Raw genomic sequence first — 11,277 nt, 5'->3', positions numbered from 1 at the left:
CTGCTATGAAAAACATTGCCAACTTGCTGTTTGAAGCTAAAATGCTCAAAGAAATTCCGCGATCAGGATTCCATTTTCTTGGATCCGGCAAGGAATCCGTCGCGGAACATACCTTCAGTACGACGTTTATCGCTTATGTGTTGGCCCAGTTACAGCCCGAAGTCGATGCCCTTAAATTGATCAGCATGTGCCTAGTACACGATTTGCCCGAGGCCAGGATCGGTGATTTGAATACCGTGCACAAAACATATGTAACCGCCGACGAGGCCAAGGCCCTGCAAGATACAACCGCGGATCTTCCATTTGGCGCCGCCATTACCGATTTGATCCAGGAATTCAACCAAAACCGCTCGGACGAAGCCAAATTGGCGCATGATGCCGACCAGATAGCACTCATTCTCGAACTAAAATATCTAGCCGATATTGGATATACCCCACCTGATACGTGGCTGCCGCATGTTGTTGATCGCATTCAAACGACAATTGGCAAAGACGTCGCCCGAAACATAATGGAAACCCATCGCGACGACTGGTGGCTGAATAAATATATTGACACCAATAACAGAAACGATTAAAAAATAATCTTTTTTATTTTTAAATTTGTGTGTAAAAGTATACACTTATGTCCTTAATTGTATACATTGGAGGTAAAATTGAGCTGGCTGATCAAAACTTTTAGCTCGTCTGTTGGTAAAAAGCTGCTGATGGCCATTACCGGTTTGAGTTTCATCGGTTTTCTAGTAACCCACCTGGCCGGTAACCTGACCATTTACGCGGGGGGGGCGGCTTTCAACACATACGCTGAAAAACTTCACTCGCTGGGTCCAATCCTAACGGTTCTTGAATTGGGTTTGCTGGTGTTTGCGTTAATTCACGTCATCACCGGCATCACCCTTTTTATCCAAAACTTAAAAGCAAGATCTGTGCCTTATCAAAATGACCAGGCCGAGGGCGGGCGTACGCTCAGTTCTTTGACAATGCCTTATACCGGATTAATCATTCTGGGATTTGTGGTCTTTCATCTGATCAACTTCAGCTTTGTGGACAAAAGCGATCAAACCATCTTTGACATTGTCCGCTCGGCCTTTGCCAACCCCATTTATATGGTCATCTATGTATTGGTGATGATCATCGTTGCTTTACACGTACGCCACGGTTTTTGGAGTGCATTTCAAACCCTTGGGGCTAACCATCCCAAGTATATGCCGGCTCTCATGGTATTGAGTGTGATTGTCGGCCTGACGATTGGTTTGGGATTTGGACTGCTACCGATTTATCTATGGACTATCGGCTAGACGGTTAAGGTCAAGCTCATGATGATTTCCGATTCACCACAAAGTGCACGAGGCCTCACGAAGATGAATGCAACAAAACCCTTCACATTATTTACTTCGTGGTCTTCATGAACTTCGTGGTAAAATTTAAAACAAACAAGCATTAATGCCAATTAAAAAGGAATAGCCGAATGCAACTTGATGCACACATACCGGCCGGCCCGCTGGCCGAAAAGTGGGACCGTCACCGCTTTGAATTGAAGCTGGTCAATCCGGCCAATAAGCGCAAATTCGACATTATCGTGGTCGGAACCGGTCTGGCGGGCGCCTCGGCTTCTGCCAGCCTGGCCGAGCTGGGATATCATGTCAAAACCTTTTGCATTCAGGATTCACCGCGGCGGGCACACAGCATTGCCGCCCAGGGGGGAATCAATGCGGCCAAAAATTATACCAACGAAGGCGACAGCATCTGGCGACTGTTCTATGATACCGTTAAAGGCGGAGATTTCCGGGCCCGTGAAGCCAATGTGTATCGCCTGGCCCAGTTGAGCAACAATATTATTGATCAATGTGTCGCCCAAGGCGTTCCGTTTGCGCGGGATTATGGCGGCTTATTGGCCAATCGATCTTTCGGCGGCTCCCAGGTCTCCCGAACATTTTATGCGCGGGGCCAGACAGGCCAGCAGCTGCTGTTGGGCGCCTACAGTGCGCTAATGCGGCAGGTGGGTGCCGGCATGGTCACTTTATTCGCGCGACGAGAAATGATGGATCTGGTGCTGGTCAACGGTCAGGCCCGTGGGATTGTTGTCAGAAATTTGATCAGTGGCGAACTGGAAAGCTATGCCGCCGATGCAGTCGTGCTGTGTACAGGCGGTTACGGCAATGTGTATTATCTTTCCACCAATGCTGAATCTTCCAACGTGGGCGCCGGATTTCGGGCTTACCGCAAAGGCGCCGTGTTCGCCAATCCCTGTTTTACCCAGATTCACCCCACTTGTATTCCCCATACCGGTGATCACCAGTCCAAACTGACGCTAATGAGTGAAAGCCTTCGCAATGATGGCCGTGTCTGGGTGCCACATAATGCCGGTGACATCCGGGACCCGCAGGATATTCCCGAAGGAGATCGCGATTATTACCTCGAAGAAAAGTACCCCAGCTTTGGGAATCTGGTTCCGCGCGATGTGGCCTCGCGTGCGGCCAAAGCCCAGTGTGATGACGGCAAGGGGGTAGGCCTAACACGCTGCGCGGTATATTTGGATTTTGCCGATGCAATTAAACGCGATGGCAAAGACACCATTGCAAAAAAATACGGTAATCTTTTTGATATGTATGAGCTCATCAGCGATGATTCTCCGTATCAGAAACCGATGATGATATATCCGGCCTCTCACTATACCATGGGCGGATTATGGGTGGATTACAATCTGATGAGCACGATTCCGGGATTATTCGTACTTGGGGAAGCCAATTTTTCCGACCACGGGGCCAACCGCCTGGGGGCCAGTGCCCTGATGCAGGGACTGGCGGACGGCTACTTTATCATCCCCTATACGATTGGCGGATATTTTGCCGGGACATCGCTGTCATCGGTCAATGCTGACCATGACGCCTTTAAGCAAACCACCCAGGCAGTCAATGACGGTATTAACCGGCTGATGTCCATCAAGGGCAAGCGCACTGCGGACAACTTCGCCCGCGAACTGGGTCGCGTGATGTGGGATTACTGTGGTATGTCCCGTGAGGAAAAAGGTCTTCAAAAAGCCCTGGGGCTGATTCAAGATCTACGCGCTGAATACTGGGAAAATCTGTTGGTGCCGGGAACGGACAAGGATTATAACAAAAGCCTTGAAAAAGCCGGACGCCTGGCAGACAGCCTGGAATTTGCCGAAATCATGATTCATGACGCCCTGCAACGCAGCGAGTCTTGCGGCGGCCATTTCCGCACAGAATCTCAGACTGAAGAGGGCGAAGCCCAGCGCGATGATGAAAATTTTTCGCATGTGTCCGTATGGGAATATGCCGGCAGCAATCAAAAGCCCAAACACCATAAAGAACCTCTGGAGTTTGAAAACGTGGCGTTGAGCCAAAGGAGTTATAAGTGAAAAAACTGCCCAAAACCCTTAATCTAACCCTTAAAGTCTGGCGGCAGCAAGGAACAGAAAAAAAAGGGCATTTTGAGACCGTTACCGCCCGCGATATATCGGTGCACATGTCCTTTATCGAAATGCTGGATTCAGTCAACGAACAGCTGACGCTGGAAGGCAAGGATCCGATTGCCTTTGACAATGACTGCCGTGAAGGCATTTGCGGCACCTGCGGTGCGGTGGTTGACGGCAGAGCCCATGGACCGCAGAAAGCAACCACGTTATGTCAGCTTCACATGCGACAATTTTCAGATGGGGATACCATCATAGTGGAACCCTTTCGTGCCCGGGCCTTTAAGGTTGTCAAAGACCTGGTGGTGGACCGCAGCGCGCTTGACAAAATCATGGCCGCGGGCGGATTCATATCCGCCAATACCGGCGGCGCACCGGATGGCAATGCCCTGCCCATTGCTCAGGATGTTGCTGAGAAAGCAATGGACGCTGCCGCCTGTATCGGCTGCGGCGCCTGCGTAGCCGCCTGTCCCAGCGCTTCGGCAATGCTTTTTGTCAGCGGGAAAGTTTCTCAGCTGGCGCTGCTGCCCCAGGGCAGACCGGAAGCCGCCCGGCGGGCGCTTAATATGGTCAAAACCATGGACGCCTGCGGTTTTGGAAATTGCTCCAATCACCGCGAATGTGAAAACGCATGCCCCAAAGAGCTGTCTATCGTCAATATTGCCCGTTTAAACCGTGAGTATCTCAAGGCCAGCTTTTTCTCGAATGAAACCTAACGGGCAATTTCATTTTGAGTCAACATTCAGATCATTCCTTACTGAAGGCTAGGGGCATTTTGCCGCTTCGGCCGCTGTTTGTAGCGCCATTGAATGTCAATGATTGCGCGAATAAGCGCCCCCGCCCCTATATCAATTTCACTGAAATGGCCCGCTGATTACTGTGTCCGGTGGCGGTGGTGCGATGATATTCATCGTTTTTTTAAATGGACAGACAATTGGTAGCGCAACCCAAACGCAAGCACGCTTATAGCACGTGGGAGTAAAGGTGCATCATGGAGCAACTGAACAACTGGTTTACCAAACTTGAAACCGCTTTTGGTTTAGAAGCCCCCTATCTGAAGATCGCATTGAAGGTGTCCCTAACACTGGTCGCTTTTTTTATCGTGTGGTTTATCATGCGGCTGTTGTTGTCTTTTATTGAAAAGCGCATGCAAAAAATCAACCTGATTGACATTCAGGAGGCGCTTTTTAAAATCTTTCGCAAAGCCCTTTTCTACACGCTGGTGTTGTTAACCGGCACCTACCTGATCGCCGTATTTAAACTTCCATTCGTCGCTAAAATATTTTATGCCCTGTTCGTTATTCTGTTTGCCGGGCCGGTTAAAAATTTCTTGATCGTCACCATCCGCTATTTGCAGGCACGGGTGGCCCATAAAACCGATAGCAAAATTGATGATATTGTCTTTGATTTACTGATTCGATTTTCCGACTTTATCGTTTACACCGTGGCCATCATTATTGCCCTCGATATGCTGGGCGTCAATGTCGTGCCATTTATTGCAGGCGCCGGGGTAGCCGGTGTGGCTGTCGGCTTTGCAGCCAAAGATACGCTGTCAAACCTGATCGCCGGCATTTTACTGATCATTGATCGACCGTTTGAGGTGGGTGATCGCATTGAGGTCTGGAGAGCACCAACCGGCAGTGCCACCTGGGGCGACGTGATCGATATCGGACTGCGCGCCACTAAGATTAAAACCACCGACAATATCGTCATTATCATCCCCAACAATGAAATTATGCTGCGGGATATCATCAATTATACCCACATTTCTGAAAAAATCAGGGTTCGCATCAATATTGGTATTGCTTATGATGCCGATTTGCAGAAAGCCAAAGACATTATTCTGCAGGTTGCCAATGAAACCGAGTGGGTATCACAAGAACCACCTGCAAAGGTTGTGGTTCGAAATTTTGGCGAGTCTTCGGTGGACCTACAATTGCGGGTTTGGATCCAGGATGCCCGGCAGCGGATGAACACAATTTCCCATATTACCGACGCCGTCAAAGAAGGGTTTGATGCGGCAGGCATTGAAATCCCCTACCCCAAACGCGATGTTCATATCATCCAAAAAACCGCTTAACAATGACAAATGAGGTGCCTGGTGTTGTTACTGACCACTGGCGGTCGTATTAGACAAAAGGGCATCAATCGATTCAATCACCTGCCAGAATCGACTCAACTCTGTTGACAAATTCCACCAGATCAAAGGGCTTATAAATCACGTTTTCAAAACCCAATTTGGCCATAATATCCAGCTTGGTGTGATCCGGGTAGCCTGTTGAAATCAGCACTTTCATATCCGAAAGCTCGGGTTCATTTTTAATGAGACGGCAAACTTCAAGACCGTCCATTTCAGGCATGAAAATATCCAGTATCAGAAGATCCGGGCGATAGGTACCCAGTTTTATTGAAGCTTCTATCCCGTTAGAGGCCTCTTCAATTAAGAACGGCCTGGGTCTATTCAAGGCAAGGGCCTCGGTGAGCATTGATCGTATCGTATGATCATCATCGACAATCAGAATTTTGGCCGCATCACTTTTTCGAAGGATCGGCAACGAAATGGTAAACGTTGTCCCCTCCGCCGGCCGGGTATCAAATGCAATGTCACCGCCATGTGCCTGCACGAGGCCATAGGTGACGGATAGGCCCAGACCTGTCCCCCCCTGTTCCTGCTTATCGGTAACAAATGGTAAAAATAACCTATCGACGATCGCCGGCGATATGCCACGGCCATTATCACCGATGGCAATCAGGATGCGCCCGCTTTTCATTTCAAATCCTGTGCGAATTCGGATGATGCCATTATCATGATGAATGGCTTGTACGGCGTTGATGAGAATATTTAAGATAACTTGTTCAATACTTTGCAGATTGCCTTCTATCTCCGGCAGATTGTCATCCAGCTGCAACTCAATTTTGACGTCGGATTTCCGCAGGGTCGTCTGGGCCAGACGCAGGGCGTTTTTAACGGCCGTATTGACCTGCAGGGAAGATTTTTCAGCCACATTTGACTGTTTAGAAAAATTTTTAAGATCAGATACGATTTTGGCCACCCGATTCGCAGCCATATCCATGTCTCCCACCAACTGGGATAAATTGTCTTCCAGAAAGTCGTAGGTAAATCCACCAAACTTCTGGTCTGGATAATCTTTTTTGCGTTCAATTAAAAGCGGTAAAAAATCGGACCAAATTTTCTGAATGAGCGGCAAATTATACATAATGAGGTTGATGGGGTTGTTAATTTCATGGGCAACCCCGGCGACCAGGGTCCCCAGTGTTTCCATTTTTTGCGCCTGCTGTAACTGCTGCTGGCTTTCTCTTAGAGCCTGTTTGGTATGTCGATGCTGCGATGCTAATTGCCCTGCCTGTGCACGCAGTACCATCAACTCCCGTATAAGCTGTTGTCTCGTTTTTTCCTGATCCTTCATTGGCGCTCTTTTAGATCTATACTGCGTCAGAAACGCTATAATCTGACGCATTCAAAGGTGATGCGGGTTTTCAATGTCATTTGGGCTATTTTTTTAAATTGCTCGGTTACATCAGATACGAAAAGTAACAAGTTGCCGTTTCGGCCCAGTTGTTGATCGATATCGTGATGATCCGCTAAAAATCGTTGAAGGCTCTGAGAAATGCAGATTGAAGAATCGATTAATTGAACGTGTTTGCCGATTTTACGCTGAATGACATCTTTAAGAAGTGGATAGTGCGTACAGCCTAGAATCAACGTGTCAATCTGCCGGGTTTTAAGCGGTTGCAGGTATTTTTTGACGATCATCGCCGTCTCGCGTTTACTAAGCCACCCCTCTTCGACCAAAGGGACCAGCAATGGGCAGGCAACGGAATAGATCCGGGCCTTGGGCTGGTTTTTGATGATTTTCTTTTCATAGACGCCACTGGTGATCGTTGCGCGGGTGCCAATGATGCCAAACGTCTGATTTGCCGATGCGTCAAGGGCTTTTGTGACGGCAGGCGTGATGACTTCGAAAATGGGCACTTTAAATTGTTCGAGTACTTGCGCAGTGGCAACACTGGATGCGGTATTGCAGGCAATGACGACAATCTTGGCGCCCTGGCGCAAAAGGAATTCTATGTTGCTAATGGTATAGCCGATCACCGTTTCAGCACTCTTGGTGCCATAAGGTGTATGGGCGGTATCGCCAAAATAAACGATATCATATCCCGGAATTTTATCCAGGATGGCCTTGACAACGGTTAAGCCACCGACACCTGAATCAAATATGCCAATCATAATGAAGGGACATTCAAGGAGATTTTTTTATAACGGCATCGATGCATTTATGAATCTGATCATCGCTGACATCGACACGCATACCGGGACAAGTGGACGCCATGGCATGCCAGTTTCCGGCATCAATACGTATACTTTCGATAAACGGCCAGCGCCGGCACATTTGGGGTTTCACCGGATGAATCGTGCACTGCTGGTCCCACAAGATACAATAGCCATTTTCAGCCTGCGCGATGACGGGTTGTCCTCCGGATAACTGGCAGGCATCCTTTATAAACCGCTCAGGATTTATACCCAGATATCGACAGATACGATCAATATCTGCTTCAGTAAGGTAGGTGCCGCCATATCCTTTGCAGCAATCGCCACAGCGCTGACAATCGAAAATATCATCGGGGGTCAGCTCATCAGATGTCATGGCGCTTCTCCATCGCTTTTCTAAGGGTCACCTGATCCACATATTTCAGGTCGCCGCCAATCGGCACTCCGGAGGCAATTCGAGTTACCTTTATGGCATAAGTTACCAGGCGCTCTTTGATATAAGCAGCCGTGGCTTCACCTTCAACGGTGGTACTGGTGGCCAGCACCACTTCTTTGACCTGTCCGCCTTCAATTTTGGCAATCAATTCGCCCAAGCGAATATCTTCAGGCCCGATGCCGTTCATCGGAGACAGCACGCCCGCCAAAATATGATAGCGCCCATTAAATGCGCCTGATTTTTCCATGGCCACCATGTCGGCCGGCTGTTCAACCACACATAGGATAGCGGCATCCCTGGCAGGATTTGAACAGATTTGACAGATATCATCGTCACTGAGACCAAAGCATTGTTTGCACAAGCGAATTTTATTTTTGGCCGTAGTGATACTGTTGGAGAGTTTTTCAACTTCCGTGCGGGGCGAGCGCAGGATGTGCATGGCCAACCGTTCGGCGGTTTTTTCTCCAATTCCAGGCAATTTGGCGATACGCTGGATGAGATTGATGATCGAAGGCGGGTAATGACTCATATATTGCGTTCACCTTTTGAAAAGATGTTGCTGTTTGTTGCCATCTAACCTGGCTTATATCAAAAGCCAGCGTCTGGGCACGCACAGTGCGGGTTACGCGTTGCGACTTGGATCGAGAGCACTCGCAACACGGCTCTCGATATGTGCGCCCGCATTACATAATTCCCGGTATGTTCAAGCCACCGGTTAATTTGCTCATTTCTGCAGCTACCATTTCCTGGGATTTGGCCAACGCCTCGTTAACAGCGGCTAATACCAGGTCCTGCAGCATCTCGACATCTTCTGGGTCAACGACCTCTTTTTCGATCTGGATAGATACAATTTGCTGTTTGCCGTTGGCAACAACTTTCACCATACCGCCTCCAGCAGTGGTCTCTAAGGTCTTTTCGGCCATCTCATCCTGCAGCTTCATCATCTGCGATTGAAGCTTTTGGGCCTGCTTCATCATATTGCCCATACCTTTCATCACGTTACCTCCTAATGCCTGATACACGATCAGCGATTTTTTTCATTCGGATCCCGATCACCGTCGATCCTAAAGCAACAGAAAGATTTTTGGGGCATCCGCACAAAAACAGCAGTATGCCAGGATCAAAACCGGTGCGGGTGTACTGGGTTTAAATTCGTTGCTGTACGCCTATCCATTTAGGATACGCAGTTAACGGAATTGTAGAAAAAATTATCCGGCTACAGCAATGTTTTTTTTGATAATTTTTAAAAATTTGACTTACCGTATTTTTATATCGATCAGCTTACCATTAAAAATTTCAATGGCGTCTGCTACCAGTGGATGGCTTAATGCCTTTTGCTTCTGGCGCTGCTCATTTTGGGATTTTTTTTTTGGGCTTTGCGCTTCAGATTCAGCAGAGGCAGTTAATGCCACTTTTTTTTCAGTGCCAAAATAATCAGTGCAAATCTTCTTCAAAAGCGCCTTGTTTTTGTCGCGTTTGAGCATGTTTAGAGTAAAGCCATTGTCAAAGACCTCTATTTCGATGGCATCGTCAGACACCTGTTTTAAGCGGCATTTTGCCAAATTTGCCCCCAAAGAAGGATTTTCTTTGCACACAATATCATAGAGTTGACGCCAGGTTGTTTTAAGATCTGATGCAGGTTGCGCAATGGCCTCTGGCGGTTCTGGCACGGCCTGATGCGCCTGCGGTCCTGCCATCGCATCCGGGTCACCTGGTCGCTGCTTGTTGGAATGTGATCTGCTGCCTTCAGCTGATTGCTGAGCCGGACGCCGGTCGTCAGCCGTTTTGTAAACTTCCTGTCTGAGGTTATCTAGCTTATCAATCAGTTCATCTATCGGCAAAGCCGGTCTCATTTGAACGATTCGGATGACGGCCATTTCAAAGGCCAGTTTGGTATCGGTGGCAAGCCGGATAGACGCTTGCTCTCGGAAAAGATCATCCAGCACCTGGTTTAAACCAGCAGCGGTTACCGTTTCTGTCTGGGCAACCATTTGTTCGATTTCAGCGCTGGGAAGATCAACCAGCTTTGCGACATTTTGCCCCATTTTAACGATCAACAAATGTCGGAAATGCTCGAGGACCTCCTCGTATAACTTTTTAAGATCATGACCCCGGCTGTAACAGTCATCAAGAGTGTTTAGAATAGCACCGATATCTCCCTGCAGAATGGTGGTGCTTAAATCGAAAACAAATTTCCGATCCATAACACCCAATATATCCAATACCTGTCCGTGGTCGACCGCGCCTTTAAAGCAAGATATCACCTGGTCTAGCAGGCTCAGCGCATCCCGCATGCTACCCGTGGCTTCGCGCGCAATCAGCACCAAGCTCTCTTCCGGTATCTGAAAATGTTCCTGTTGGCATATGGTTTTCATATGAGCAATGATGGCTTTTAAACTGATGCGCTTAAAATCATGGCGCTGGCAGCGCGATAAAATGGTTGTCGGGATTTTTTGCGGCTCAGTCGTGGCAAATATGAACATGACGTGAGACGGCGGTTCTTCTAAGGTCTTGAGTAGGGCGTTGAAGGCCTGCATGCTGAGCATGTGGACCTCATCAATTATATAAATTTTATACGTGCTGTGGGCGGGCATATACTTGATATGGTCCCGCAGTTCTCTGATCTGATCGACGCTGTTATTGGAGGCCCCGTCAATTTCGAAAACGTCCACCGCATTGCCGGATGTGATTTCACCACATGATCGGCATTCGTTGCAGGGGATGGGACGCGAGCCGGACTGACAGTTCATTGCTTTGGCCAGTATCCGGGCGGCGGTGGTCTTGCCGGTCCCCCGCGGTCCGGAAAAAAGCACGGCATGGGCAACCCGATCAGATGAGATCGCATTGCTCAGTGTGCGGGTCACATGGTCCTGCTCGACAACCTGGTCGAATGCCTGGGGACGATATTTGCGCGCCAGAACAAGATAGGACATCGTGAAGTGCCTGTTTAAGGTTCCAAGGTTCAGGGTTCCCCGTTCTGGGTTCTGTGTTGATAGGTGACAGCAAACAGTTGTTAGATGCAAGAGTCAAAAATGAACATAGGGGCATTTTTTTGTTCTATGTTCTCCGTCTTCTGACCTATGGCCTCTGTCTTCTGTTATTTAACCTCTGAACCTT

11 protein-coding genes are annotated in these 11,277 nt (G+C 48.5%); 5 read left to right on the top strand and 6 right to left on the bottom strand.

Annotated features, from left to right (window positions below; genetic code table 11):
* Positions 1 to 5: 5 nt before the first annotated feature.
* From QNJ26_06260 to QNJ26_06240, 5 genes are all read left to right on the top strand, one after another.
* Positions 6 to 575, top strand: a complete 570-nt coding sequence (locus tag QNJ26_06260) for an HD domain-containing protein (protein MDJ0985128.1) — start codon at positions 6 to 8, stop codon at positions 573 to 575.
* Positions 576 to 653: 78 nt separating this feature from the next.
* Positions 654 to 1,295 carry a succinate dehydrogenase cytochrome b subunit gene (locus QNJ26_06255; protein MDJ0985127.1) on the top strand — a complete coding sequence of 214 codons (642 nt, stop codon included), beginning with the start codon at positions 654 to 656 and terminating at the stop codon, positions 1,293 to 1,295.
* A 170-nt stretch (positions 1,296 to 1,465) separates the two neighbouring features.
* Entirely contained in the window at positions 1,466 to 3,379 is a 1,914-nt protein-coding gene (locus QNJ26_06250; GenBank protein ID MDJ0985126.1) for a fumarate reductase/succinate dehydrogenase flavoprotein subunit, read from the top strand.
* Positions 3,376 to 4,149: a succinate dehydrogenase/fumarate reductase iron-sulfur subunit gene (locus tag QNJ26_06245; GenBank protein MDJ0985125.1), complete on the top strand. Its 774-nt coding sequence runs from the start codon at positions 3,376 to 3,378 to the stop codon at positions 4,147 to 4,149. The genes QNJ26_06250 and QNJ26_06245 overlap by 4 nt, the downstream gene beginning before the upstream one ends.
* Positions 4,150 to 4,424: 275 nt before the next feature.
* Positions 4,425 to 5,513 carry a mechanosensitive ion channel family protein gene (locus QNJ26_06240; protein ID MDJ0985124.1) on the top strand — a complete coding sequence of 363 codons (1,089 nt, stop codon included), beginning with the start codon at positions 4,425 to 4,427 and terminating at the stop codon, positions 5,511 to 5,513.
* 73 nt (positions 5,514 to 5,586) lie between these two features.
* Here the strand turns inward: QNJ26_06240 and QNJ26_06235 are convergent, their stop codons facing one another.
* From QNJ26_06235 to dnaX, 6 genes are all read right to left on the bottom strand, one after another.
* Positions 5,587 to 6,861 (bottom strand): ATP-binding protein, encoded by a 1,275-nt coding sequence (locus tag QNJ26_06235; GenBank protein MDJ0985123.1) that lies wholly within the window; start codon positions 6,859 to 6,861, stop codon positions 5,587 to 5,589.
* Positions 6,862 to 6,896: 35 nt separating this feature from the next.
* Complete coding sequence (murI, locus tag QNJ26_06230; GenBank protein MDJ0985122.1) at positions 6,897 to 7,682, bottom strand: glutamate racemase; 786 nt, start codon at positions 7,680 to 7,682, stop codon at positions 6,897 to 6,899.
* Between the two features lie 13 nt (positions 7,683 to 7,695).
* Positions 7,696 to 8,100 carry a YkgJ family cysteine cluster protein gene (locus QNJ26_06225; GenBank protein ID MDJ0985121.1) on the bottom strand — a complete coding sequence of 135 codons (405 nt, stop codon included), beginning with the start codon at positions 8,098 to 8,100 and terminating at the stop codon, positions 7,696 to 7,698.
* On the bottom strand, positions 8,090 to 8,689 hold the full coding sequence (gene recR, locus QNJ26_06220; protein ID MDJ0985120.1) for a recombination mediator RecR: 600 nt from the start codon (positions 8,687 to 8,689) through the stop codon (positions 8,090 to 8,092). Before recR ends, QNJ26_06225 begins: the two co-directional genes overlap by 11 nt.
* Positions 8,690 to 8,843: 154 nt before the next feature.
* A complete protein-coding gene (locus tag QNJ26_06215; protein MDJ0985119.1) occupies positions 8,844 to 9,155 on the bottom strand; it encodes a YbaB/EbfC family nucleoid-associated protein in 312 nt (103 codons plus the stop codon).
* Positions 9,156 to 9,416: 261 nt separating this feature from the next.
* Positions 9,417 to 11,093 (bottom strand): DNA polymerase III subunit gamma/tau, encoded by a 1,677-nt coding sequence (dnaX, locus tag QNJ26_06210; protein MDJ0985118.1) that lies wholly within the window; start codon positions 11,091 to 11,093, stop codon positions 9,417 to 9,419.
* Between the last annotated feature and the right edge of the window lie 184 nt (positions 11,094 to 11,277).

It is taken from the genome of Desulfobacterales bacterium, assembly GCA_030066985.1.
In the GTDB taxonomy this organism is placed as follows: Bacteria; Desulfobacterota; Desulfobacteria; order Desulfobacterales; family JAHEIW01; genus JAHEIW01.
This window is presented reverse-complemented; position numbering and strand designations above follow the sequence as displayed.

What these genes read in the sequence shown, in the direction of transcription:
- QNJ26_06260 (MDJ0985128.1), top strand. Translation starts at nt 6, where the DNA reads ATGAAAAACATTGCCAACTTGCTGTTTGAAGCTAAAATGCTCAAAGAA.
- QNJ26_06250 (MDJ0985126.1), top strand. Translation starts at nt 1,466, where the DNA reads ATGCAACTTGATGCACACATACCGGCCGGCCCGCTGGCCGAAAAGTGG.
- QNJ26_06240 (MDJ0985124.1), top strand. Translation starts at nt 4,425, where the DNA reads ATGGAGCAACTGAACAACTGGTTTACCAAACTTGAAACCGCTTTTGGT.
- QNJ26_06235 (MDJ0985123.1), bottom strand. Translation starts at nt 6,861, where the DNA reads ATGAAGGATCAGGAAAAAACGAGACAACAGCTTATACGGGAGTTGATG.
- murI (MDJ0985122.1), bottom strand. Translation starts at nt 7,682, where the DNA reads ATGATTGGCATATTTGATTCAGGTGTCGGTGGCTTAACCGTTGTCAAG.
- QNJ26_06225 (MDJ0985121.1), bottom strand. Translation starts at nt 8,100, where the DNA reads ATGACATCTGATGAGCTGACCCCCGATGATATTTTCGATTGTCAGCGC.
- recR (MDJ0985120.1), bottom strand. Translation starts at nt 8,689, where the DNA reads ATGAGTCATTACCCGCCTTCGATCATCAATCTCATCCAGCGTATCGCC.
- QNJ26_06215 (MDJ0985119.1), bottom strand. Translation starts at nt 9,155, where the DNA reads ATGAAAGGTATGGGCAATATGATGAAGCAGGCCCAAAAGCTTCAATCG.
- dnaX (MDJ0985118.1), bottom strand. Translation starts at nt 11,093, where the DNA reads ATGTCCTATCTTGTTCTGGCGCGCAAATATCGTCCCCAGGCATTCGAC.